The organism is Alcaligenes faecalis (assembly GCF_009497775.1).
GTDB lineage: Bacteria > Pseudomonadota > Gammaproteobacteria > Burkholderiales > Burkholderiaceae_B > Alcaligenes > Alcaligenes faecalis_D.
Map to the genome: position 1 here is coordinate 2589870 of NZ_CP031012.1, position 24744 is coordinate 2614613.

The 24744-nt window shown below is 57.0% G+C and carries 27 protein-coding genes; 5 read left to right on the forward strand and 22 right to left on the reverse strand.

Features of this window, described 5'->3' with window-relative positions; genetic code table 11:
* Nucleotides 1-68 precede the first annotated feature (68 nt).
* From ccoS to aceA, 3 genes are all read right to left on the reverse strand, one after another.
* Nucleotides 69-254, reverse strand: coding sequence for a cbb3-type cytochrome oxidase assembly protein CcoS (ccoS, locus tag DUD43_RS12040; RefSeq protein ID WP_153230481.1), 186 nt, complete (start codon nt 252-254; stop codon nt 69-71).
* A 1-nt stretch (nt 255) separates the two neighbouring features.
* Complete coding sequence (locus tag DUD43_RS12045) at nt 256-1224, reverse strand: hypothetical protein (protein ID WP_051316227.1); 969 nt, start codon at nt 1222-1224, stop codon at nt 256-258.
* 587 nt (nt 1225-1811) lie between these two features.
* Complete coding sequence (gene aceA / locus DUD43_RS12050) at nt 1812-3119, reverse strand: isocitrate lyase (protein WP_009455950.1); 1308 nt, start codon at nt 3117-3119, stop codon at nt 1812-1814.
* A gap of 308 nt (nt 3120-3427) precedes the next feature.
* Here aceA and queF point away from each other — a divergent pair, with 308 nt between their 5' ends.
* Entirely contained in the window at nt 3428-4255 is an 828-nt protein-coding gene (queF, locus tag DUD43_RS12055) for an NADPH-dependent 7-cyano-7-deazaguanine reductase QueF (protein ID WP_153230482.1), read from the forward strand.
* Between the two features lie 174 nt (nt 4256-4429).
* On the opposite strand, the gene DUD43_RS12060 is transcribed toward queF, so the two are convergent.
* The 15 genes from DUD43_RS12060 to orn all read right to left on the reverse strand — a co-directional run bounded on the left by DUD43_RS12060 (nt 4430) and on the right by orn (nt 18700).
* The gene (locus tag DUD43_RS12060; protein WP_137430209.1) at nt 4430-5680 is read right to left on the reverse strand and encodes an MFS transporter; all 1251 of its coding nucleotides are present in this window, start codon (nt 5678-5680) and stop codon (nt 4430-4432) included.
* A 5-nt stretch (nt 5681-5685) separates the two neighbouring features.
* The gene (gene pgsA, locus DUD43_RS12065) at nt 5686-6258 is read right to left on the reverse strand and encodes a CDP-diacylglycerol--glycerol-3-phosphate 3-phosphatidyltransferase (protein WP_026482947.1); all 573 of its coding nucleotides are present in this window, start codon (nt 6256-6258) and stop codon (nt 5686-5688) included.
* Nucleotides 6259-6297: 39 nt separating this feature from the next.
* Nucleotides 6298-8121 carry an excinuclease ABC subunit UvrC gene (gene uvrC / locus DUD43_RS12070; protein ID WP_153231623.1) on the reverse strand — a complete coding sequence of 608 codons (1824 nt, stop codon included), beginning with the start codon at nt 8119-8121 and terminating at the stop codon, nt 6298-6300.
* On the reverse strand, nt 8084-9139 hold the full coding sequence (gene nagZ / locus DUD43_RS12075; protein WP_035272713.1) for a beta-N-acetylhexosaminidase: 1056 nt from the start codon (nt 9137-9139) through the stop codon (nt 8084-8086). Before nagZ ends, uvrC begins: the two co-directional genes overlap by 38 nt.
* Nucleotides 9136-9594, reverse strand: coding sequence for a holo-ACP synthase (acpS, locus tag DUD43_RS12080; RefSeq protein ID WP_042481654.1), 459 nt, complete (start codon nt 9592-9594; stop codon nt 9136-9138). Before acpS ends, nagZ begins: the two co-directional genes overlap by 4 nt.
* A 132-nt stretch (nt 9595-9726) precedes the next feature.
* Complete coding sequence (gene paaK / locus DUD43_RS12085) at nt 9727-11040, reverse strand: phenylacetate--CoA ligase PaaK (protein WP_153230483.1); 1314 nt, start codon at nt 11038-11040, stop codon at nt 9727-9729.
* Between the two features lie 73 nt (nt 11041-11113).
* Entirely contained in the window at nt 11114-11575 is a 462-nt protein-coding gene (paaI, locus tag DUD43_RS12090; protein ID WP_153230484.1) for a hydroxyphenylacetyl-CoA thioesterase PaaI, read from the reverse strand.
* On the reverse strand, nt 11575-12366 hold the full coding sequence (gene paaG / locus DUD43_RS12095; RefSeq protein ID WP_042481663.1) for a 2-(1,2-epoxy-1,2-dihydrophenyl)acetyl-CoA isomerase PaaG: 792 nt from the start codon (nt 12364-12366) through the stop codon (nt 11575-11577). The genes paaI and paaG overlap by 1 nt, the downstream gene beginning before the upstream one ends.
* Before the next feature lie 14 nt (nt 12367-12380).
* On the reverse strand, nt 12381-14045 hold the full coding sequence (gene paaN, locus DUD43_RS12100; protein WP_153230485.1) for a phenylacetic acid degradation protein PaaN: 1665 nt from the start codon (nt 14043-14045) through the stop codon (nt 12381-12383).
* A gap of 83 nt (nt 14046-14128) precedes the next feature.
* A complete protein-coding gene (paaE, locus tag DUD43_RS12105; RefSeq protein ID WP_153230486.1) occupies nt 14129-15211 on the reverse strand; it encodes a 1,2-phenylacetyl-CoA epoxidase subunit PaaE in 1083 nt (360 codons plus the stop codon).
* Nucleotides 15212-15215: 4 nt separating this feature from the next.
* Entirely contained in the window at nt 15216-15716 is a 501-nt protein-coding gene (gene paaD, locus DUD43_RS12110) for a 1,2-phenylacetyl-CoA epoxidase subunit PaaD (RefSeq protein ID WP_042482208.1), read from the reverse strand.
* A gap of 5 nt (nt 15717-15721) precedes the next feature.
* Nucleotides 15722-16486, reverse strand: a complete 765-nt coding sequence (gene paaC, locus DUD43_RS12115) for a 1,2-phenylacetyl-CoA epoxidase subunit PaaC (RefSeq protein WP_153230487.1) — start codon at nt 16484-16486, stop codon at nt 15722-15724.
* 8 nt (nt 16487-16494) lie between these two features.
* Entirely contained in the window at nt 16495-16779 is a 285-nt protein-coding gene (gene paaB, locus DUD43_RS12120; protein WP_153230488.1) for a 1,2-phenylacetyl-CoA epoxidase subunit PaaB, read from the reverse strand.
* 94 nt (nt 16780-16873) lie between these two features.
* Nucleotides 16874-17866 (reverse strand): 1,2-phenylacetyl-CoA epoxidase subunit PaaA, encoded by a 993-nt coding sequence (gene paaA, locus DUD43_RS12125; RefSeq protein WP_153230489.1) that lies wholly within the window; start codon nt 17864-17866, stop codon nt 16874-16876.
* 288 nt (nt 17867-18154) lie between these two features.
* Nucleotides 18155-18700 carry an oligoribonuclease gene (gene orn, locus DUD43_RS12130; protein ID WP_153230490.1) on the reverse strand — a complete coding sequence of 182 codons (546 nt, stop codon included), beginning with the start codon at nt 18698-18700 and terminating at the stop codon, nt 18155-18157.
* A gap of 43 nt (nt 18701-18743) precedes the next feature.
* Between orn and DUD43_RS12135 the strand changes: the two genes are divergently transcribed.
* Nucleotides 18744-19991 (forward strand): M48 family metallopeptidase, encoded by a 1248-nt coding sequence (locus DUD43_RS12135; RefSeq protein WP_153230491.1) that lies wholly within the window; start codon nt 18744-18746, stop codon nt 19989-19991.
* Nucleotides 19988-20887, forward strand: a complete 900-nt coding sequence (gene rsgA / locus DUD43_RS12140) for a ribosome small subunit-dependent GTPase A (protein ID WP_153230492.1) — start codon at nt 19988-19990, stop codon at nt 20885-20887. The genes DUD43_RS12135 and rsgA overlap by 4 nt, the downstream gene beginning before the upstream one ends.
* Before the next feature lie 79 nt (nt 20888-20966).
* Here rsgA and DUD43_RS12145 read toward each other — a convergent pair whose 3' ends face one another.
* Nucleotides 20967-21638, reverse strand: a complete 672-nt coding sequence (locus DUD43_RS12145) for an NUDIX hydrolase (RefSeq protein WP_153231624.1) — start codon at nt 21636-21638, stop codon at nt 20967-20969.
* 153 nt (nt 21639-21791) lie between these two features.
* The gene (gene rplS / locus DUD43_RS12150; RefSeq protein WP_003799181.1) at nt 21792-22166 is read right to left on the reverse strand and encodes a 50S ribosomal protein L19; all 375 of its coding nucleotides are present in this window, start codon (nt 22164-22166) and stop codon (nt 21792-21794) included.
* A gap of 272 nt (nt 22167-22438) precedes the next feature.
* Here rplS and DUD43_RS12155 point away from each other — a divergent pair, with 272 nt between their 5' ends.
* Both DUD43_RS12155 and DUD43_RS12160 read left to right on the forward strand, forming a co-directional pair.
* A complete protein-coding gene (locus DUD43_RS12155; protein WP_153230493.1) occupies nt 22439-22714 on the forward strand; it encodes a lipoate protein ligase C-terminal domain-containing protein in 276 nt (91 codons plus the stop codon).
* Nucleotides 22711-23481 carry a lipoate--protein ligase family protein gene (locus tag DUD43_RS12160; protein ID WP_409049732.1) on the forward strand — a complete coding sequence of 257 codons (771 nt, stop codon included), beginning with the start codon at nt 22711-22713 and terminating at the stop codon, nt 23479-23481. Before DUD43_RS12155 ends, DUD43_RS12160 begins: the two co-directional genes overlap by 4 nt.
* A 31-nt stretch (nt 23482-23512) precedes the next feature.
* On the opposite strand, the gene DUD43_RS12165 is transcribed toward DUD43_RS12160, so the two are convergent.
* Nucleotides 23513-23707 carry a hypothetical protein gene (locus DUD43_RS12165; RefSeq protein ID WP_026482961.1) on the reverse strand — a complete coding sequence of 65 codons (195 nt, stop codon included), beginning with the start codon at nt 23705-23707 and terminating at the stop codon, nt 23513-23515.
* Nucleotides 23708-24012: 305 nt separating this feature from the next.
* Nucleotides 24013-24654, reverse strand: a complete 642-nt coding sequence (locus tag DUD43_RS12170; protein ID WP_009455994.1) for a peroxiredoxin — start codon at nt 24652-24654, stop codon at nt 24013-24015.
* Nucleotides 24655-24744: the final 90 nt, after the last annotated feature.

Below are 24744 nucleotides of genomic sequence, written 5' to 3' on the forward strand. Positions count from 1 at the left end.
CGTGTTTCCGCCCCGCAGACTGTGTGTCGCCGACCATTTGCAGGGCTAAAAAACAAAATTGGCAGGTATCAGGAATCGGGTGGACGCTCTGCTCCCGACAGACCCGCGGTGGAGTCGTCGTCCAGCAAGATGGAATCAGCCGCATTGCCCGTATCTTCAAACTGACCGGCAAAAATTGCCCACCAGAAAGAGATACCGATGACAATGACCAGAAAAATGGAGATGGGGATCAGGACCAGCAAAGAGCCAAACATATCAGCCCTGCCTTGCTGCTGGACCGGTCCACTGGGCCGGCACCTCACGGGTGCGGCTGCGATAGATGCGCCAGGAGTTGGCCGCTACGGCCAAAGAGGACACCAGCATGCTGACGGCTGCCAGCCAGGGGGCCACAATGCCCAAGGCTGCCAGGGGAGTCATGAGCAAATGCCAGACAATCGAACCGTACAGGTTCTGACGGGCGATGCGGCCGGTTTGCTGGGTCAGTTGTACAACTTCAAATTCATTCTTGGCAGGTCGGGCCAGCAAGCCGGCATGCGCTGAAGCGACGGCTGAAGGAACCGACATGGACATGGCACAGGGACAGCTCATGACCAGCATGGCGACCACAACGGGCACGACATGCGAAGGGTCCATCCAGTACCAGACCAGACCAAAGGCAGCGGCCAGTACCAGCTGAATGCTGACAAACCAGAATGCCAGGGTATTGGCATGACCCGTCACGGACTGGCGAAAACGTTCGATCAGGTCATGGGATGCAGACTGCGTTACCGACTGGCGTGCACAGAGCTCCAGATAACGGGCGGTCAGCAAAAAGGCCACGAACATCGTGACCGAGTCGTAGTACACCTCGCCCTGCTGGGTCCAGGTGTTATAGACGCTGGGCAGGAAGGCGCCAACAATGCCCAGGGCCACCGGCACATCCATGCCGACACGGCCTTCGGACAAGCTTTTGACCGCGCCTTTCAAGATGGGCCAGGCACAGTACAGCACGACTGGCATGGTCAGGCACAGGCCCGCCCAGTTCATGAGCACAATGACTTGCGAGAGGGATTCAATATCTTCAGCGCGGGTGCTGAAGGAGCGCATATAGCCGGGGAAAGCAAACATCATCACCTGCATGGCAGCCAGCCAGGACAGGCCCAAACGGGCTAGTGTGTGTCGTCGACGCGACCGCTGCTCATCGGTGAGGGGCTTTGGAAGAGAAAAAATCGAATATGCGCGCATGGAAGGACTATAAGCCACTGATATTTCTTCATTCTTGATTTAAATCAATACGACTTTGCTTCGATCCTATATCGTTGTCCTTATGCATCTTGTTCAGGCCGTTACCCCCCCAACGCGGCGCTAACTGTTCAATGCTTTCAAGGCTGCTTATTGGCAGCCTTTTTTTTATTCCCATCCGCAAGGCAGGACAACGATTTTGCACTGGCTATTCGTCCCTTGCGCGGCCAAAGTCTACCACGCCTTTTCCCTATGAGAATGCCTTGATTATCAAGACTTTTCATGACGAAATAAGGTCGCTCTGTGAATGCAAATCAATTCACGAAAACTTGAACCCTGAATTTAAAAACAGGCGTGTCTTGCTACCCGCTTTGCAAGCCTTTTCGGGCCTGTTTTCCGCCTTTCTTTTCTGTGCTTACCAAGCCTGTTCAAAACCGTTTTCATCAAATATCAAGTCTTTAAATTTGATATTTGAAATATGTAGCTTTTAAGCAAAAACCAGCGCCCAAATAAAAAGCAGCCCACCGACTGGAGCGTACGGTGGGCTGCCTGCAACCAGAGAAGGGGCTATCTACCCTTCCCTGTCCTGCTTATGCCTCGGAGGGCGCGAACTGCTCGGCTTCGGTGGAGCCGGCCAGTGCGGTCGTCGAGGACTTACCGGCTTCAACTGTCTGCGTGACAGCGTCAAAGTAGCCTGTACCCACTTCGCGCTGGTGTTTCACAGCGGTAAAGCCCAGTGGTGCAGCGGCGAACTCTTTTTCCTGCAGTTGAACAAAGGCGCTCATCTGGTTGCGGGCGTAGCCGTGGGCCAGTTCGAACATGCCGTAGTTCAGTGCGTGGAAACCAGCCAGGGTGATGAACTGGAACTTGTAGCCCATGGCACCGAGCTCGCGCTGGAACTTGGCAATGGTGGCGTCGTCCAGGTTCTTCTTCCAGTTGAACGATGGCGAGCAGTTGTAGGACAGCAGCTTGCCAGGGAACTGACGGTGGATGGCTTCCGCAAAGCGGCGAGCGTATTCCAGATCCGGAGTGGAAGTTTCGCACCAGACCAGGTCGGCGTAAGGAGCATAGGCCAGACCACGGGCAATGGCTTGATCCAGACCGGCACGGGTACGGTAGAAACCTTCAACCGTACGCTCGTCCAGAATGAAGGGGCGATCGTACTCGTCCACATCGCTGGTGATCAGGTCTGCTGCGTCCGCATCGGTACGGGCAACCAGAATCGTGGGAACGTCCAGAACGTCGGCAGCCAGACGAGCAGCCACCAGCTTGGAGATGGCTTCACGAGTGGGTACCAGCACTTTGCCACCCAAGTGACCACATTTCTTGGCCGAAGCCAGCTGGTCCTCGAAGTGAACGCCTGCAGCGCCCGCCACAATCATGGCTTTCATCAGTTCAAATGCGTTCAGCACACCACCGAAACCGGCTTCTGCGTCGGCCACGATAGGAGCGAAGTAATCCACGTAGCCTTCGTCGCCCGGATTCACCCCTTCCATCCACTGGATCTGATCACAGCGGGCCAGGGAGTTGTTGATGCGACGCACCACGGATGGCACCGAGTTAACGGGGTACAGCGATTGGTCAGGGTACATTTCGCCAGCGCTGTTGGCGTCGCCAGCCACTTGCCAACCCGACAGGTAAATCGCTTTCAAACCGGCCTTGACCTGTTGCATGGCCTGGTTACCCGTCAAGGCACCCAGTGCATTCACAAAGGGTTCCTGATTGATGGACTGCCACAGACGCTCAGCGCCACGGCGAGCCAGAGTGTGCTCCTCGACCAGAGAACCACGCAAACGAATCACTTCCTCAGCGGTGTAACCACGCTTGATACCTTGCCAGCGTGGATCTTCTGCCCAGCGTTTTTGCAAATTGCGGATCTCAGTTTCTCGAGCATTCATGATGGACTCCTAAGATGGATTTAACAGTGAACAAGATGACTACAGTCTACCCAAATGCTGCACCGCAACCATGTTTTCTATCTTATATAAGAGTAATTATTTTTTTGTTTAAAATCATATAGATGAATAATTAATTTCGAGATATGAAACGACTTACCTGTTTGTGAAATGAAAAACTGTGCGGCGCGACAGCCGTTTTTTGCATACTGAGACAAGGATTTCACAATGTGGGATAATCGCCTTTATACCGCCCGGTGAGCGCCTGCTCGCTGCACCGGTTTCCTGTTTTATTTCTGCAGTACCCGCCAATGAGCAACACCTCCCCTCTTAAAGACTCGCCTCTTGGACATGATGTGGTTTATCCCACACAGTACGATCCCAGTGTCCTGTTTGGCATTGAACGCTCCCTGAACCGCCAGACGCTTCAGGTTCCCGAACAATGGCATGGCGCCGATATCTGGAACGGTTACGAGATCTCCTGGCTCAATCCCAAAGGCAAGCCCGTCGTCGCCCTGGCACGCTTTGTCATTCCCTGGAATAGCCCACGCATCATCGAGTCCAAGTCCTTCAAGCTGTATCTGAACTCGTTCAATGATGAAGTGATAGAAGACATGGCCAGCCTTGTACAGCGCATGGAGCAAGACTTGAGCGCTGTTGCCGGTGCCGCCGTTAATGTGACGCTAATTCCGCTTGGCGCCTTGAACGGTCAGCCGATCAGCCAGCTGGAAGGCCACTGCATTGATGAGCTGGACATCAGCATTCAGGACTACACGCCACAAAGCGGCTTGCTGCAATGCCTGCCAGACGCCCCCATCGTGACCGAGTCCCTGGTCTCTGATTTGCTCAAGTCCAATTGCCCCGTCACCGGCCAACCCGATTGGGGCAGCGTGCAAGTGCGTTATACCGGCCCGCAGATTGACCCGGCTTCCTTGCTGCGCTATATCGTTTCGCTGCGCCGTCACACCGAGTTCCATGAACATTGTGTGGAACGTCTCTACAGCGATATTCAGCAAAGTTGCCAACCAGAGCGTTTGCTGGTGTACGCGCGTTATACCCGCCGTGGCGGCCTGGATATCAACCCCTGGCGCAGCAGCCATGCGGATAGCGTAGAAGAACCTCGACTGGCTCGTCAGTGATCTCTATATAGCTATAGAGAGATGCTTGAACCGGAAAGGCGAATACGTCTTTCCGGATTCACAACTGGAAGAGCCCTGCTGTAAGGTCGAGCAAGACAAAACCCCAAAAACCTATCGTGTTTTTGGGGTTTTCTTTTATGGCCGTCTGAGAGGCCATGAATAGCATCGAGCAGATCAGGATTTGGTCGCGCGGCTTACGGTAGAGGCCACATATACCGCCAAGCCAGCCGCAGTCCAATACCCGATGGCTGCGCCGTACCATGGGGCCTGGGTCAAACCCACGTCCAGCAGCAAACCAAAGCCGACTGGCGCCAGAGAAGAGCCCACGTCCATACCCGAATACACCAGGCCGTATACCGCGCCGGTAGACCCTTTGGGGGTGACACGGCGTATCAGCATGTCCCGCGATGGCGAGGCGATGCCCGAGCAGAAGCCAGCCGCCCCCACCACGAACAAGGCCAGCGAAGGCATAACCCAGCCTGCGCCCAGTACCAGCAACAAAGCCCCCGATACGCACAGCGACACAAACACAATCAATTCAGAACGCGGTGTCGTGGAAGCAATGAAGCCCCCCACAAACATGCCTGCGGCCGAAGCCAGCATGAAGCCGGACAAGGCCGTACCCGCCGTCACCTTATCAATGCCATAGGTGTTGTGCAGCATGGGGATGGTGTAGTTCTGTACTACGGCCATCGCTGCGGTAGCAAAAGCAAAGAACAGGAAGGCGCCCCACAAGGAAGGACGCGACAGCAAGGTAGACAAAGTCGTCCAGACCGACTCCTTGGCCTGCGGACGTGCAGGCGCTGCTCCCGAGGCCGTGCGCCCTGCCAGGGCATCCCGGTTCATCAGAACCAGCACCAGAATAGCTGCAATCAAGGCTGCCGCCGACAATACGGCGACGCGCCAGTTGAAGTAGATGGTCAGTGTGGTGATAAAGACCGGCGTCAAGGCCCAGCCCAGATTTCCCGTCAAACCGTGCGCGCTAAAGGCGTGGCCCAAACGAGCCGGGCTGACACGATGATTCAGGATGGAATAATCCACCGGATGAAACACGGCATTGCCCACGCCACCAATCAAGGCTGCCGCCAGCAACATGCCATAGCCATTGGCCGTACCGATCAGCAAGGCCGCCACCACGAAACAGGACAGGCCCACCTTCAGGACCGGCAAGGCGCCGATGCGGTCAACCAGAAAACCGGAAGAAGCCTGCCCAAAACAGGACACCAGGTAGAAAGTGGTGACCAGGCCACCCAGGGTCAGGAAGTCGTAACCGAACTCCTGGCCCAGGGAGATATACAGTGTGGGCAGAATCAGCTGAAAGAAGTGCGAACTGGCGTGTGCGATACCGATAACGCCAATAACCCGCCAGTCCTGTGAGCCGTCGGGCCCCGCCCCATCCAGCGTCGTTGTTGATGAATTAGCCATTTGTCTCAGAGTTGCTTTTTCTTGATCTCCGGCCAGGCCTTCTGCAAGTAGTAGCACATGGACCAGACCGTCAGGACCGCGGCGACAATAATCAGGGCTTGCCCAATGATCCGTGTCGGCAAGCCCATGACGGGCGACCAGTACAGCAGACAAGGAATGGCAACCATTTGCGCGGCGGTTTTGAATTTACCCAAGCGATGAACTGCCACACTACCACTGGCACCAATCTTGGCCATCCATTCCCGCAATGCCGAAATGGTGATTTCGCGGCCAATAATAATCAGGGCGATAAAGGCATCCACGCGGCCCAGATCCAGCAAAACCAGCAAGGCGGCGCTGACCATGAGCTTGTCCGCAACCGGGTCCAGGAAGGCCCCGAATGAGGAAGTCTGGTTCCAGCGGCGAGCCAGCCAGCCGTCAAACCAATCCGTTGCGGCGGCCACGATAAACACCGAAGCGGCCCACAGATCGCGTGTTTCCATGCTCAGCCAATCCGCTGGCAGATAAAACAGGGCGACGATCAAGGGAATCAGAACGATGCGAAGCCACGTCAGGGCTATGGGCAGATTAAAAGGCATAGCTTGGATACCAACCTAATTTAAAACAGAGGCTCTCGCCTATCGTAAAGCATGATAAATGCGTTCGGCCAGTTCAGTGGATATTCCATCAACCGCACTAAGCTCATCAATACTTGCGTCCGCAACGCCGCTAAAACCACCAAAGCGAGCCAGCAGACGCTGACGCCGTTTGGCGCCAATCCCGTCAATATCTTCCAGGCGTGACACATTGCGCGTTTTGGCACGTTGGGCACGCATGCCCGTAATGGCAAAACGGTGCGCCTCATCACGCACCTGGGCGACCAGCATCAATGCCGCAGACTCCACACCCAAAGCCACCGGCGGGCGATCATCGGCAAACACCAGGGTTTCCAGACCTACTTTACGCTTTTCACCCTTGGCAACGCCGACCAGGACATGAATATCCAGGCCCAGCTCCACAAAAACCTGACGGGCAATTTCCACCTGGCCCTTGCCGCCGTCGATCAGAACGATATCGGGCAAAGGCGCCAAACCTTCGGCAACCCGCGAGAAACGTCGGTTCAGCACCTGACGCATGGCTGCGTAATCGTCGCCCGGCGTGATGCCGGCAATGTTGTAGCGGCGATAAAGCGAGTTCTGCATCTCGTGGTGTTTATAAACCACACAGGAGGCCTGGGTGGCCTCCCCTGCTGTATGGCTGATATCGAAACATTCGATGTGCAGGGTGTCGAGCTGAGCCTCATCCAGGTCCAGTTGCAGCGCTTCGGCCAGGGCTCGGGTTCGATCTGCACGGGCGGTGGATTCGCTCAGCACGCGGGCCAGTGCCAGACCGGCGTTCTTGGTGGCCTGCTCCAGCCAGATCTTGCGTACCCCTTGCGGGCGCACCACAACGCGCGCCTTCACGCCGGTTTGCTCGGCCAGCAGCGGCATCAGGTCCGCATCAGGCAAAGCGTGCGAACAGACCAGAACCGGCGGCATGCGGCGCTCCAGATAGTGCTGGGCGATAAACGCCGCCAACACATCACTGGGAGTGTCATCGTTGATTTGTGTGGGGAAGAAAGCGCGGTCGCCCAGGTGACGGCCACCGCGCACCATCGCCAGGTTCACACAGAACTTACCGCCCGCGTTCAGCACCACAATAATGTCTACATCTTCCTTGCCCACCTGCTCCATGCTTTGCTGCTGCAGCACGGCCGACAAGGCTTTCATCTGATCACGCAGGGCCGCCGCCTGCTCAAAGTCCAGGGCATCAGAGGCCTGCATCATGCGCTCTTGCAGCTCGCCCAGAATTTCCGCCGTATTACCATCCAGAAAACTGATGGCGCGCTGCACATCCAGCTGATACTGCTCGGTCGAAATCAGGTTCACACAGGGGGCCGAACAGCGTCCGATCTGATGCAGCAAACAGGGACGGCTGCGGTTGGCGTAGACGCTGTCCTCACAGGTCCGTAAACGGAACACCCGCTGCAGGATCTGAATGGTCTCACGCACCGCCCAGGAGTTGGGATACGGGCCGAAGAAATGCCCCTTCCCGCTGGTACTGCCCCGGTAATAGGCAATACGAGGCGCCTGGTGGGCGCTGATCATCAGGTAGGGGTAGGACTTGTCATCCCGGAAAAGAATGTTGTAGCGCGGCCGCAGACGCTTGATGAGGTTGTTTTCCAGCAGCAAGGCCTCGGCCTCGCTGCGGGTAACGGTTACCTCGATGCGCGCAACACGCGCCACCATATGGGCAATACGGGGACTGCTCAGCGTTTTCTGGAAGTACGAGCTGACACGGCGCTTGAGGTCACGCGCCTTGCCCACATACAGTACCTCGCCCTGATCGTCGATATGCCGGTACACGCCCGGCAGATTCGGCAGATCAGACAGATAGGATTTTAGATTGAAGTCCGCGGGCATATTGATAGTGTTCATCCGCTTGCAAAGCGTCCCAATCCAAGGCTGGCGTCGTAGGCATCAGGCGACGAATGCGGTTTTGCGATTCCTCGGAAATCGTGAAATCCAGGCGCGAGAGCAAATCGTCGGCCAGATCAGGGCGATTGCAGACCAGCACCATGTCGCAACCAGCACCCAGAGCGGCCTGAGCACGTGCCAGGATATCACCCACAACGGTGGCGCCTTCCATGGTCAGGTCGTCGGAGAAAATCACGCCGTCATAGGCCAGGGCCTTGCGCAGCACGCGCTGAATCCAGTACGGCGAAAAGCCGGCTGGCAGCGGGTCTACTTTGGAGTAGATCACGTGCGCAGGCATCACGGAAGGCAACTGCAAGGTGCCCAGCCAGCCGTAAGGGGCGGCGTCTTCGTCCAAAATCTCTTCCAGGGTACGGTCGTCAACGGGGATTTCGTGATGCGAATCCGCCTCTACACCGCCATGACCGGGAAAATGCTTGCCGCAAGCGGCCATACCAGCCTTGTTCAAGCCACGAATCAAGCCTGCAGCCAACATGGAGACGGCGCGGGGATTACGGTGGAAAGAGCGATCACCAATCACCTTGCTGACACCCCAGTCCAGATCCAGCACCGGCGTAAAGCTCATGTCCACGCCGCAAGCGCGCAGCTCGGCCGCCAGCACATAGCCCGTATCGGCGGCCACCGCAGCGGCCTTGACGGCATCGCGTGTCCACAACTGACCCAACTGGCTCATGGCGGGCAGCGTGGTAAAGCCGTCCTCGCGGAAACGCTGCACGCGGCCACCCTCGTGGTCCACGGCGATCAGCAAAGGCTCATCACGGGCTTCGTGAATGGACTGGCACAGGGCGGTCAACTGAGCACGATTTTCAAAGTTGCGGCTGAACAGGATCACGCCACCGACCAGCGGATGGCGCAGGCGCTCGCGCTCCTGATCCGTCAGGACCATGCCCTGCACGTCCACCATGACCGGGCCCGGAGGCAGTACTGCTTGCGAGGAAGAACTCATTTAGTGTCAGACTCAGCTAAGGATAAGGAAGGAATGGCAGGCGCTTTGGCTTCCAGCACCACAAAGGCCATGGCCATATCGGATTCATCAGTCAGGGAAATATGAACGGCCCCGAAACGGGCATCAAACCAGCTTTGCAGATCCGCTGACAGGCGCACCATCGGGCGGCCACCGGGCGCATTCAGGGTTTGCATGCGCGACCAGGCCATAGGCATGCGCATACCCAGCCCTACCGCTTTGGAAAAGGCTTCCTTGGCCGCGAAACGGGTGGCCAGATAGCGCAGGCCGCGCACCGGATCGCGTGCCTGACGGCGGGCGTAAACTTCCCGCTCCTGCTCGCCCAGGATGCGCTTTACAAAGCGATCACCATGACGAGCCAAGGCGCGCTCGATCCGCTCGATACGGATCAGGTCGGTGCCGATGCCGGCAATCAAACCGGACGGTATTGGGGGCATGATGTCATCAGAAAAAATACAGCGAAAACGGCCTGGGCCGCCTACCAGCTTGCAATGATACCGTGAGAGCGCAGAATACAAAAACGGCCCTGCCAGAGCAGAGCCGTTTTTTTCGACTTCAAGCAAGCCGACTTAGAACGCGCGCTTGTCGATCACACGTTTGGCCTTGCCGGTCACGGTACGCTCGACCATGCCGGAGGACTGCACACGGATACGTGCGCTGACGCCAATAAAGGTCTTGATGGAGTGAGTCAAACGACGAGCCAGTTGCTCGCGCTGGGCTTCGTTCAAATGATTGAACTCGGCACGCACTTCCACCAGAATTTCCAGCTCGTCCATATTGCCGTTACGGCTCAGAACCAGTTGGTATTGGGCAGCCAGCTCAGGCATCTTCAGAACCAGTTCTTCGACCTGGGTCGGGAACAGGTTCACACCACGCACAATCAGCATATCGTCGCTGCGGCCAGTGATCTTGCCGATGCGGCGCATGCTGCGCGAAGTGGGTGGCAACAGCTGTGTCAGGTCGCGAGTGCGGTAGCGGATGACGGGCATGGCTTCTTTGCTCAGCGAGGTAAAGACCAGTTCACCGCTTTCACCCTCGGCCACAGGCTCGCCGGTTTCAGGGTTGATGATTTCCGGGTAGAAATGGTCTTCCCACACTACTGGGCCGTCCTTGCTTTCCACGCACTCCATGGCCACGCCAGGGCCCATCACTTCGGACAGGCCGTAGATGTCCACGGCGTCGATGCCAGCGCGCTGCTCGATATCCAGACGCATCTGGCCGGTCCAGGGCTCAGCGCCAAAAATACCGATACGCAGGGAGGTATCGCGTGGGTCCATGCCCTGACGCTCGATCTCTTCCACGATATTGCAGAAGTACGAGGGGGTAACCAGAATCACGTCGGGACGGAAATCCTGAATCAGCTGAACTTGTTTTTCAGTCTGACCACCGGACATGGGGACCACGGTACAACCCAGGCGCTCGGCACCGTAGTGCGCACCCAGACCGCCGGTGAACAGGCCGTAGCCGTAAGCCACGTGGGCAATATCACCCGGACGGGCACCGGCCGCCCACATGGAACGGGCAAACAAGTCCGCCCAGGTGGAAATATCCTTGGCGGTGTAGCCAACCACGGTCGGTTTGCCCGTGGTGCCGCTGGAAGCATGAACGCGTGCTACCTGTTCGCGGGGAACCGCAAACATCTTGAAGGGGTAGTTGTCACGCAGGTCCTGCTTGGTCGTGAAGGGGAACTTGGAAATATCCGACAATTGCTTCAAATCGTCGGGGTGCACGCCCGCTTCATCAAATTTCTGCCGGTAATGCGGCACATTGTCGTAAGCATGCTTTAACGTCCATTTCAGACGTTCCAGTTGCAAGTTACGGATTTCGTCAACACTTGCATGCTCGATGGCATCGCGGCCAACCTGTTCTTTAATTGCTGTCATGGTGTACTCCTGCCCTGCCGCTGGTGTGGTACTACCGACCCCCCCGGGTCTACAGGGTATGTATCGTCAAAAGTTATTTTTTTTCAATCCCGCCCAATACCGTGCCATTCAGCCGGTACGAGCGCCCACGGAACAAGGCAATGCGCTTGTCGTTCTGGTTGACCACCTCGATGTCATAAACACCGGTGCGGCCTGCCAGGGAGGCCTCGACAGCGCGAGCCGTCAGGACATCCCCTTCAAAAGCAGGTGCCAGGTAATCGATGGTGCAACCGGACGCAACAGTCGGTGCATTGCGAGAATTGCAGGCAAACGCAAATGTGCTGTCAGCCAAGGCAAAAATGAAACCGCCGTGACAGGTCTTGTGGCCGTTGAGCATGTCGGCGCGCACCGTCATGCTCATATTGGCCTCACCCGGTGCCACGCTGTCCAGGCTCAGGCCCAGGCCCTGAGAGGCCTGGTCATTGCCATACATATGCTCGCTGACCTGTTGGGCCAGCGCTTGTGGGTCTTCAACAGCAAGTGCGTTGCTTTGCATTACTTTCCTTTGAATTGGGGGGCACGTTTGCCCAGGAATGCATTAACACCCTCGCGATAATCCTCGGATGCACCCAGTTCACGCATCAAGTCGCGTTCCAGATCCAACTGTTGATCAAGCGAATGGGCATCACTGGCATAAATCGCTTTCTTGGCATAGGCCAAACCTTTGGTCGGAGCCTGGGCAAAGTGGGCGGCCAGCTCGTTCAGGCGAGCCTGGAACGCGTCGTCATCCACACATTCCCAGATCAGGCCCCACTGAGCAGCCTGCTCGGCCGAGAGCTTATCGCCCAGCAAAGACAGGCCCATGGCGCGTGCTGTACCCACCAGACGCGGCAAGAAGAAAGTACCGCCGGTATCGGGCAAAAGGCCCAGACGGCAGAAAGGCTGGATGAAGCTGGCCGAGCGAGTGGCGATCACGATGTCGCCGGCCAGAGCCAGGTTGGCCCCGGCACCAGCGGCCACACCATTGACCCCCACCACCACAGGGGCCGCCAGCGCGCGCAGGCGACGCACCAGCGGTGCGTAGTATTTCTCGATGGTGCCACCCAGATCCACGGGTGCATCACCCGCGCTCATCTGGCGCTCGGACAAGTCCTGGCCAGCACAAAAGCCACGGCCATTACCCGTCAGAATCAGCACGCGCAGATCCGCGCACTGTTCCACTTTATCCAGGGCCTGAGCCAGCTCACCGTGCATGTCGGCCGTAAAGCTGTTGAGCTTGTCGGGACGATTCAAGGTGATGCGTGCTACGCCATTTTCCAGCTGAAATTGAATACTTTGGTCAGTCACCTGGCCACCCTCCTTTAGAAATGCCAGCGAGTCTGAACGACACGGAAACGGTTAGCGACATAGGCCGAATCCGACAGGGATGCGTTGGCGGCCGGGTTGGCGCCAGTGCCGTGGAAGTCACTGTAGGCTGCGGTCTGGTTGATGAACACAGCGCCGGTCAGGTTCAGGGACAGGGACACGCCGGAACGCTCGGCCATGCGCTGGATCTTGGCAGTCACAGCATCATCGGTGCTGTAAGCCGACAAGGTCAGTGCACCGTGCTCAATCACGTTGCGACCTGCCACTTCAATGCTTTGCTCGGTCGAATCGGTTTGCACCACAAACACGATGGGGCCGAACCATTCTTGCTGGATCTCGGGCTGGTCCACACGGGCCTGCAAGACCAGCGGTGTGCGTACGCGGGCACCGGGGAATGCGGGGTGTTCCAGCGTCTGGCTGTCAGCCAGGATAGGCATGCCCAGCTGGCGAGCCTGATCAATACGCCGTGCGCACGCTTCGTTTTGCACGGCGCCGGTGATCTCAACGGCACGGGCCGGATCGGACACCAGTTTTTGCACCGCCAGAGCCAGGCCTTGAGCCACTTCATCAAAGCTCATCACGCCGTCGGCCGTACGGATACCGTCGCGAGGCACGTAGATGTTCTGAGGAGCGGTACACATCTGACCGGAGTACAGCGCAAAGGAGAAAGCCAGGTTGCGGGCAACAGCCTTAAAGTCTTCAACCGAATCGATAATGACCTGGTTCACACCGGCTTTTTCGGTGTAGACCAAAGCGTGGCGGGCATTTTCTTCCAGCCAGTTACCGTTCTGGCTGCTGCCGGTAAAGTCGATCAGCTTGACGGCCTTGTTCATGGCCAGTTGCTGGGCGGTGTCTTCCGATGGCTCGTGGGCGGCCAGCAGAACCACATTAGGATTGAAACCGGCTTCGGCCAGCACTTCGCGGGCGATCGCAACGGTAATGGCCAAAGGCAGGATTGCGCCAGGGTGCGGCTTCACAATTACGGTATTGCCGGTTGCCAGGGAAGCAAACAGGCCGGGGTAACCGTTCCAGGTCGGGAAGGTGGAGCAACCAATCACCAGACCAATGCCACGGGGCACCACTTTGAACTGCTTCTTCATCTGGATGGGATCGTGCTTGCCCTGGGGCTTGATCCAGTCAACCAGACCGGGGATACGGGACATTTCCTGCCAGGCGTAGGCCACGGCTTCCAGCGCACGTTCCTGAGCGTGAGGGCCACCAGCCTGGAAGGCCATCATGAAGCCCTGACCCGTGGTGTGCTGCACAGCGTGAGCAATCTCGAAGCTGCGCTGGTTCAAGCGATGCAGGATTTCCAGGCAGATACCAACCCAGGCTTGTGGGCCAGCGTCACGCCAGCTGTCCAGCGCCAGTTGCGACTGGGCCAGCAGTTGATCCACAGGCACTTTGGGGTAGCGGATGCCCAGATCAAAACCAAAAGGCGATTGCTCATTGCCCACTTCACCTTGTGCGCCTTCCAGCGCCAAAGGAAAGGCTTTGCCGCGGTAGGCTTCAAAAGCAGCCTGACCATCCTGAGCCGCGGTTTCACCATAGGCGCGCGGGCTGGGATTTTCAGGGTAAGCGCTCCAGAAGTTGCGCTCCAGAATACTGCTCAAAGCTTGATCCAGCGTCGCCTGATGCGTCTTGAAAAAATCTGCTGCCATACAATGTGCTCCTGAAACTAGTAGGACGCCAAGCTGGGAAGCCGGCGTCCAGATTCTTGAAAAACCGCTTGTTTGCTGCGGTCTTAGGTTTCCTGATCGAAGTCGATGACCACCCGGTCGGTCACCGGGAAGCTTTGACAACTGAGCACGAAACCGCGGGCTACTTCGTAATCTTCCAGTGCAAAGTTGGCGTCCATGTCCACTTCGCCCTCTACCACTTTGCAACGGCAGGTGGAACAAACCCCACCTTTACAGGAGTAAGGCAATTCCAGCCCTTGCTCCAGCGCCGCATCCAAAATACTGCTGTTGCTCTTGCTGATGGTCAGGTTGCGGGTGATACCGTCCTGAATCACGGTCAGCTCGCACTCTTCCTTGCCCGGAGCCTTGCGCGACTCTTCGCCCGTGCGCAAGGCACGTGGGCCTTTGGGGGCACCGAACAGCTCGAACTTGATCTGGGATTTTGCCAGGCCGTTTTCCTGCAAGGCGGCAACCACCTGCTCGCTCATGTCCTGGGGACCGCAGACAAAGGCCACATCCACACTGGCGGGATCGAACCATTGCTGCATCAGCTGGCGTACTTTTTCACCGTCCAGACGACCGTTGAACAGGTCAATATCCTGCGTTTCCCGGCTCATGATATACACGATGGAGAAACGTTCCATATAGGTGTTTTTCAGGTCCTCGATCTCTTCGCGGAACATGATGGCCGAGGAGGCACGGTTACCGAAAAACAGCGTGAAGGTCGACTGGGGCTCGGTATCCAGCGCGGTTTTCACCAGCGACAGAATCGGGGTAATGCCGCTACCGACCGCAAAGGCGGCGTAACGGTGAGCCTGGCTGGGATCAAAGTCCACAGTGAAGTTGCCATCCGGTGGCATCACTTCCAGGGAAGCACCGGCTTCCAGGTGACTATTAGCCCAGGTAGAGAAGGCACCATCATTGACGCGCTTGATCGCCACGCGCAGCAAACGGTCGTGCGGAGCCGCACAGATCGAATAGGAGCGGCGCAGTTCCTGGCCGTCCAGATGGGTGCGTAAGGTCAGGTATTGACCGGGGCGGAACTGAAACACATCCTGCAAATCGTCGGGCACGGTAAAGGCCACCACCACGGCGTCGCGGGTGCTGCGGGAGACCGAGGCCACAGGAAGAGAATAAAACTGACTCATAGGACTAATGCGCCTTAAAGTAATCGAATGGTTCACCGCAGCTGATGCAGCGATACAGCGCCTTACAGGGTGTAGAGCCAAACTGGCTGATCACCCGTGTATGCGTGGAGCCGCATTGAGGACAGGCCACCACGGGCGCCTCGGGCTGACGCAGCAAACCAGAAATATCAACCGCACTTTGGGCCGGAGGAGCGATACCGTAGTCGCGCAAGGCCAACTTGCCCTGCTCGCTCATCCAATCGGTCGTCCAGGCCGGTGACAACTTCGTATCCACCCGAACCTGCTCGATACCGGCCTGTTGCAAGGCCTGTTCAATCGAGTGGCTCATCTCGTACATCGCCGGACAACCGGAGTAGGTCGGTGTGATGGTGACCACACACACGCCCTGCTCCCAACTCACGTCACGCACAATGCCCAGGTCCAGCAAGGAGATCACGGGGATCTCCGGGTCTGGAACCGTGGCCAGCACTTGCATGACCTGCTCGGTGCTCCAGGTCTGTGTCATGGCAATCACCAAGTGGCGTCAGGATACATACGTGGCAGATGCTGCATTTCTGCCAACAGAAACCCTAACGCTTCTGTGTGACGGCCTTGCGGGCCACCACGGTAGGCCTTGTGCTGAGCATCCTGTTCGGCCGGGCAACGCAGGGTCGCGCGCTCCAGCGCATTCTGGATGTACTCCAGGCAAGGTTGCCACAGGCTGGCCATCAAGGGCACGGCCTGACGCTGAGCCAGTTCCTCGGTGACCTCGTCATCCAGGAACAGTTCACCCAGGTAGAACCAGGCGTCATCAATCGCTTTTTGCATGCGCTGATGGCTCTCGGGCGTACCGTCACCCAGGCGCACGATCAGATCGGTCGAGCGACGCAGGTGATACAGCACTTCTTTGTGTGCCTTCTGGGCAATGGCACGAATCTGCTCGTCGCTGGACTCGACCAATTGCTCTAGCAAGAAGCAATGCCAGGCATCAAACAGGAACTGGCGTGCCAGAGTGTCGCCGTAATGGCCATTCACACGCTCAACCAACAGGTAGTTGGCGTACTCGTGGACATCACGGTGATAAGCCAGACGATCTTCGTCACGGCCCTGACCTTCGGTCTCGCCTGCCAGTGTCAGCCACATACGGGCCTGACCCAACAGGTCCAGTGCGGTATTGGCACAGGCCAGCTCTTCTTCCAGAGCCGGGCCGTGACCAGTCCACTCACCCAGACGCTGTGCCAGCACCAGGTTGGAATCGCCCATGCGCAGGGCGTAGGAAAACAAGGCTTTGTCCATACCAGTTCCTACATATTGATGCCGTCAGGCATTGGGAAAAACGTAGGATGGCGGTAGACCTTGGTGTTGGAAGGCTCGAACAGCGGGCCTTTGTCACCAGGACTGGAGGCAGCGATATCTGCTGCACGCACGACCCAGATGCTCACGCCTTCGTTACGGCGGGTGTACACATCACGGGCATTGTTGATGGCCATTTCGGCGTCCGGAGCGTGCAAGCTGCCTACGTGTTTGTGGGCCAGACCGTGCTGGCTGCGAATGAAAATTTCCCACAGGGGCCAATCGTTCTTGCTCATAACTGAAAATTCCTTGCTGTGCAGCGGCGCTGTCAAAGCACCTGCTGCGAATCGGATCGAATCAGAAACCGTGCTGGTTTCCTAGCCTTATTGATCAGGCCACCTTGCGGACGGCTTCCTGCTTTTGGGCATGTGCATCCAGTGCATCACGGAACCAGGCGCCGTTCTCGTGGGCCTGGACTCGGGCTTCGAGTCGCTCACGATTACAGGGACCATTGCCCTTGATCACTGCCCAGAATTCTTCCCAGTCGATCTCGCCAAAGTCGTAGTGACCACGCTCTTCGTTCCAGCGCAGATCAGGATCAGGAATGGTCAGACCCAGGTACTCGGCCTGAGGCACAGTCTGGTCCACCATCTTCTGACGCAGTTCGTCGTTGGAGAACAGCTTGATCTTCCACTGCATGGATTGGGCGCTGTTGGTGGAGTCCGCATCCGAAGGACCGAACATCATCAAGGCAGGCCACCACCAGCGGTTGATGGAATCCTGAACCATGGCCTTTTGCTCGGGCGTGCCATTCAGGCACATCTGAAGCAGCAGGTCGTAACCCTGGCGCTGGTGGAAGGATTCTTCCTTGCACACACGCACCATGGCACGGGCGTAAGGACCGTAGGAGCAACGGCACAGCGGAATCTGGTTAATGATGGCCGAGCCGTCAACCAGCCAGCCGATCATGCCGATGTCGGCCCAGTTCAGTGTGGGGTAATTAAAAATACTGGAGTACTTGGCTTTGCCCGACAGCAGGTCGTCGACCAGCTTGTCACGGCCTACGCCCAGGGTTTCGGCAGCGCTGTACAGGTACAGACCGTGACCGGCCTCGTCCTGCACCTTGGCCATCAAGATGGCTTTGCGCTTGAGCGAAGGGGCGCGGGTAATCCAGTTGCCTTCAGGCAGCATCCCGACAACCTCGGAGTGCGCGTGCTGAGAAATCTGGCGCACCAAGGTTTTGCGATAGGCTTCGGGCATCCAGTCCCTGGCTTCGATGCGGACACCCTCATCGATGCGCTCTTGAAACCGACGCTCTTCGTCGGACATCTGCTCGATATCCTGGACCTGCTTGACGCCTGTCTCTACAAGTTGTGCATACATGACCATCCCCGGTAAGAGTGCTGAAAGCGCCCAAACAAATTTTGTTTCGACGCAAACCATATACACTTCATTATTTAATACGAAAAATGTGATGTCAATCGTAAATCCGTATCATATGACCCCAGAACAGATACTTTAAGGGTAAATACTTAGACGTAAAAAAACCGAGGAGCGACAAATCGCTATCCTCGGTTTTGATCCTGCCAATGCGCCCCCACGTAAAGCATGCAGCCCGATCACGGAGCTTGCCGGGGCCAGCGCAACACCCGCTTGGCCTGCCCTTCCCGTTTACAGACGGATAAAGTGCTCGCGGTAGTGCTTCAGCTCGTCAATGGACTCGTAAATATCGGCCAGGGCCTCGTGGCGGCTTTGCTTGACGAAACTTTTAACCACTTCAGGCTTCCAACGCAAAGCCAGCTCCTTGAGCGTGCTGACATCCAGATTGCGGTAGTGGAAGAAAGCTTCCAGGCGGGGCATGTAGCGGTACATGAAACGGCGGTCCTGGCTGATGGTGTTGCCACACAGGGGCGACTTGCCAGCCGGTACGTGCTCTTTCAGGAACTCCAGCAACTGGTCCTCGGCCTGCGCTTCAGTCAAGGTGGAAGCTTTGACCTTGTCGATCAGGCCGCTGCGGCCATGCGTCCCCTTGTTCCAGGCGTCCATGCCATCCAGCAGTTTATTGCTTTGATGAACCACCAAAACCGGGCCTTCAGCCACCAGGGTCAAGTCTGCTTCTGTTACCACGACCGCAACTTCGATGATGCGCTCTTTGTCCGGATCCAGTCCTGTCATCTCCATATCGAGCCAGACCAGACGCTGTGTATGAACCGCCATATAATCATTCCTCAAAACGCCCATTTTACATATAGCCGCCTACATGCTGACTTTGTTGTTCATTATCTTTCTGCTTGCAGACGTTTTGCTGCGCTTTTATTTAGGCTTGCGGCAGATCCGGCACGTTTACCGCCATCAGAACGAGGTGCCTGCCGAGTTTTCCGAACGCATTGGCCTGCATAGCCATCAACGTGCTGCACGCTACACCATCGCACGCACCCGGCTGGGTTTGAGCGAGCGTCTGGTGGAAGCTCTGGTGCTGCTGGGCTTTACGCTGCTGGGCGGTCTGCAATGGCTGGATGTCACGTTGGGCAACTGGATCAGCCATGAACTGCTGCGTCAGCTGACCCTGATTGGCGCGGTCCTGGCGATTATGGGGGTCGTCGGCCTGCCTTTTGCCTGGTATCGCAAATTTGTACTGGAAGCGCGCTTTGGCTTTAACCGCATGAAGCCTGCGCTGTTCTTTGCCGACACCGCCAAAACTCTGGTCATCGTCCTGATTCTGGGCACCCCCTTGTGTGCTGCCCTGCTCAGCCTGATGGATTGGGCCGGCCCCTCCTGGCCCTGGTACGGCTGGGGCCTGTGGCTGGTTTTCAATCTGCTGGTGCTGTGGCTGTACCCACGCGTTATCGCCCCCATTTTCAATACTTTCAAACCGCTGGAAGATGCCAGCCTGCGCGAGCGCATCAATGCCCTGGCACAGCGTTGCGGCTTTCAGACCAATGGCTTGTATGTGATGGATGGCTCGCGCCGCTCCGCCCATGGCAATGCGTACTTCACCGGCCTGGGTCGCCAAAAACGCATCGTGTTTTTTGATACCTTGCTGAACAAGCTGCAGCCCGAGGAAGTGGAAGCCGTGCTGGCGCATGAGCTGGGCCACTTCAAGCATCGCCATATACAGCGCCGTCTGTTGATCAGCGTGGTCACGTCCCTGATCTTTTTCCTGCTGGCAGGCTGGGCCTGGGGCAAGGTAGGCTTTTATACCGGACTGGGTGTGATTCCCCAGTTAGGTCGCCCCAACGACGCCCTGGCCCTGATCCTGTTCTTTATGGTGGTGCCCACCTTCACCTTCTGGATGGGCCCCTTGAGCGCCCTGCTCTCGCGCCGCGACGAATATCAGGCCGACAGCTTTGCTGCCCAGCACAGCCAGGCCCAGGACTTGATCAGCGCCTTGCTCAAGCTCTATAACGACAATGCCGCAACCCTGACACCCGACCCTATGCATTCTGCCTTTTACGATAGCCACCCCAACGCGATTGATCGCATTCGACACCTGAAAAGCCTGGCATGACATCTAAATACATTAGCGGTCTGGTGACCGCCGCCCACGGTCGCCACTACTTTGTCGAGCTGCCGAATGGCGAAACGATCAAGTGCTTTCCACGTGGAAAAAAAGCCGGGATTGCCGTTGGCGATCAAGTCGATGTGCTGATGCAGGCTAAAGGGGAAGGCTCTATTGAGGCGGTGCAGGAACGGCGCAATCTGCTGTATCGCTCTGACGATTTCCGCACCAAGCAGTTTGCCGCCAATATTGATCAGCTTCTGATTGTGGTGGCACCGGAACCCGTGTATTCCGAAGACCTGCTGGGACGCGCCCTGGTCGCAGCCTGGAGTGTGGATATTGAGCCTGTGATTATTCTGAACAAGGCCGATCTGGGCACTCACCTGGAACGTGCGCGCGCCAAGCTGGCCCCTATCGCGGCTCTGGGTGTGCCTATTCTGGAAATGGTGGCGCTGGAGCCAGAACAAACACGGGAAGCCCTGGCTCCCTGGCTGGCGAATAAACGCACCTTGCTGCTAGGGCAAAGCGGCATGGGCAAATCCACCCTGCTCAATGCTCTGGTCCCGGATGCAGGCGCACTGACCCAGGAATACTCGCAAGCCTTGGGCGCTGGCCGACACACAACCACCAGCACCCGCCTGTATCACCTGCCCAATAGTGGCGACCTGATCGACAGCCCCGGCTTCCAGGCCTTTGGCCTGTCGCACATGACACAGGAAGATATTGCGCACGGCTTCCCCGATTTTCGAAAGGCCGTGGAATCCTGCCGCTTTTACAACTGCACCCACCGACATGAGCCGGGCTGTGGGGTGCTGGCGGCCATCGAAGCAGGCAGCATTCACCCTGAGCGTCACGCGCTGTACCAGCGCTTGCTGGCCGAGCACGAAAACAAACCACGTTATTAAGGGAATCAGGGGCGAGGCAAGACGCCCCTTTTTCATGAAGGCGGGATACGCTGCCAGAGCGCCCGCCTGTCAGACCTGATTACAGGCCTTTGGCACGCGTATCCCCACCGGCAGACAACTGCACCCAGGCAGCCGACAAGTGGTGGTAAAGATTACGGATCAAAACCGCTGTGGCACCCCAGATAAAGTACGGGCCCCAAGGGATAGAAAAGTAGTAACGCCCTGCCCCGTCCGGCAAATCGGCGTGATGCAGCTGATGGCACTGCGGGTCCAGCAGGACCGACAAGGGCACTTCAAAGACCTCGGCCACTTCAGAGCTATCGGGCAGCACCTGAAAACCCTCTTGCAGCTCGCCAATAATGGGGCGCATCGCAAACTGGGTGCTGGTGACAAAAATAGGATGCTGGCCCAGATAGCGCACAAAGCGCGGCTCGATGCCGATCTCTTCCTGGGTTTCACGCAAGGCGGCCTCTACCGGCCCCAGATCCGAGGCTTCAATACGTCCACCGGGAAAACTGATCTGCCCCGCATGGTTGTGCAGGTGCATGGCCCGACGCGTGAAAATGACGGTAGGCCCCTCGGGGCGCTGCATCACGCCAATACAGACGGCGGAGCGCACATTCATGGAACCGGGCAAGAACTCTGGATAAAAGGAGCTGCGAAATAAAGGCTCGACCTGCCACTGTATGGGCTGGGCGAAGGCACTACGCAGAAAATCCAGTTGCTGGGCCTGGGCAGGCAATTCAGGCAAAGGGTCTAATGCAACCAGGGGCTGGCTGCGAGGGTCGAATCCAGGAACGATAACGGGCCTGATACGAGGCTTATCCATAAGAACTGGTATGTGATCCCACATAAAAACAAAGGCACCCGCCTGGGTGCCTTTGCATCGTTGTTCGCTTGGGAATTAGTTACCCGAACGACGAACGAGTTTTTCTTTGATGCGAGCGGCTTTACCCGAGCGATCACGCAGATAGTACAGTTTAGCACGACGTACAGCGCCACGACGCTTGACTTCGATGCTGGCAATCTGAGGGGAATACAGCTGGAATGTACGCTCAACGGCTTCGCCGGAAGAAATCTTGCGAACGATGAAAGAAGAGTTCAGACCACGATTGCGACGGCCGATAACCACGCCTTCGTAAGCCTGGACACGCTTACGCGTACCTTCAACCACGTTTACGTTCACAACAACAGTGTCACCAGGACCGAACTCGGGAGGCAGCTTGCCACCGGTCAGGCGCTGGATTTCTTCTTGCTCAAGAATAGCGATCAAATCCACGATTAACTCCAAAACCATCGTATCAGCCGCACACATTATAAAAATCGCGCTGACAGAGGATGAAAAAATGATTAGCCCATGATTCTATCAGCAAAAAGCCTGAATTACCAAGCTTTTTGACGGATGACGGCTTCGTTTCCGGACGTTTAACTACGCTAAAATACGACACTTTGGGCATGATGCCCTCGTATTAAACGCAGCAAAGGCGGGATTTTACTCGCTTCGCCCTCCCCTTGGCAAAAAGGGGCCGACCTTATCAAAGGACACAGTCTATGCATGCTGAATACAAAGTTCCTGGCGGCAAGCTGGTCGTGATCGATCTGGATGTCAAAGACCATATGATCGAACAAGCACGATTGAGCGGCGACTTTTTTCTGGAACCCCCCGAAGCACTGGCCCTGATCAATCAGGCCCTGCAGGGCCTGTCCATCAACAGCAGTGCCGAAGAAATTGCGGCTCACGTTAGCCGCGCCCTGCCCAAAGACATTGAAATGTTCGGTCTGGACCCGCAAGCCATTGGCGTGGTCGTGCGGAGGGCCCTGGCATGATGAGCTGGAACGAGTTGCCTTGGGAGCTGGTCCATATGGAGCCGCAGCCCGCTGCCCTGCATATGGCACTGGACGAAATCATTACCCAGCAAGTCAGTGAAGGCACCCGCGCCCCCACCCTGCGTATCTGGGAATGGCAAGAGGCTGCCGTCGTGATTGGACGTTTCCAGTCCCTGCGCAATGAAATTGAAGCCGAGGCCGCAACCCGTCATGGTATTCGTGTGGTGCGTCGTATCAGTGGCGGTGGCGCCATGTTCATTGAGCCCGGCAATACCATTACGTATTCGCTTAGCGTGCCCAAGCAGTTTGTAACCGGTATGACGTTTCAGGAGTCCTACGAATTTCTGGATTCCTGGGTGATTGAAGCCCTGCGCGAAATTGGTATTGATGCCTGGTACCAACCCTTGAACGACATTACCAGCGCCGGTGGAAAAATTGGCGGTGCCGCACAAGCGCGCCGTGGCAATGCCGTCTTGCACCATGTGACCATGGCCTACGACATTGATGCCGACAAGATGCTGGAAGTCCTGCGTATCGGCAAGGAAAAACTCTCGGACAAAGGCACCACCAGCGCCAAGAAACGCGTGGACCCTATCCGCAGCCAAACCGGCATGAGCCGTGAAGCGGTTATTGAAGCGATGCTGAACGTGTTCCGCAAAAAGACGGCACTGAAAACCAGCACACTGGATACATCGACACTGGAACAGGCCGAAAAACTGGCACGCGACCGATTCCTGTCAAACGACTGGACACAACTGGTGCCCTGATCGCCTATTGGAGCAGCACAAGGGCGTGGCCTTAAAACCCGCCCATGCTGCCCAACCACAGCAAGCCAGGAATACTGGCACCCCACACAGCAACCAAACACACATCCATGACCTTGGCCTTGAAGGACAGCGGTTTGGTGAACGGGCTGGACGAGGCCGCGGAACGGACTGGGCCACGGAACCGGGGAGTGGCTTGAGGACGGTAATGACGGCTTGGACTGGACATGGCTAACTCCGTTTACTGTTTTCTTATACAGTACTGTACTTAAAACCAGCACCTAGTGCAATCAGTACCTGCCATGATGTTGCGCCTGCCCCACTGACAGGCTGAAACCCAGCCCCGAAGCTAGTCACAGCCAATTCACTACCAGGCTGGCCCTATCCCTCCCAAGCGTTTTCGGTGCTGGCAAAGCACTTCCATACAGTGCTTTACACAGTAGTCCTGCACAGCAACGCTTCCTGTCATACCCCAAAAAAAGCCCTCGCGCCGCAATGGCACGAGGGCTTTTTGTCTGAACCTAACGGTAATGCTTACTTGTTAGGCTGAGGCGTCACACGCAGGTAAGGACGGATCTCGGTGTAGCCTTTGGGGAATTTCTGCTTCAGAACTTCAGGGTCCTTCAGGCTGGGAACGATGATCACGTCGTCACCGTCTTCCCAGTTCACTGGCGTAGCCACGCTGTGGCTGTCGGTCAGTTGCAGGGAGTCGATCACGCGCAGGATTTCGTTGAAGTTGCGGCCCGTGCTGGCTGGGTAAGTGATGATCAGACGCACTTTCTTGGCAGGGTCGATGATGAACACCGAACGCACTGTCACGGTGGTGCTGGCGTTGGGGTGGATCATATCGTACAGATCCGACACCTTGCGGTCAGCGTCAGCCAGGATGGGGAAGTTAACCGTGGTTTTTTGAGTTTCGTTGATGTCATCAATCCACTTGCCGTGGGAATCAACATCGTCAACGGAAACGGCAATCACTTTCACGCCGCGCTTGGCGAACTCGTCCGCCAGCTTGGCGGTGTAACCCAGTTCGGTGGTGCACACAGGCGTAAAGTCGGCTGGGTGGGAGAACAAGACGCCCCAGCTATTACCCAAGAACTCGTGAAACTTGATGGTGCCAGCGGAGGATTTTTGTTCAAAATCAGGGGCCAGGTCACCCAGACGAAGTGTAGCCATTACGTTCCTCTTTTCGAAATGCAGCCGCGATCAGGAGATCACCGACTTAAATAATCAGGACTAGTCAGATGATTTTGTCAGTATAAAGAG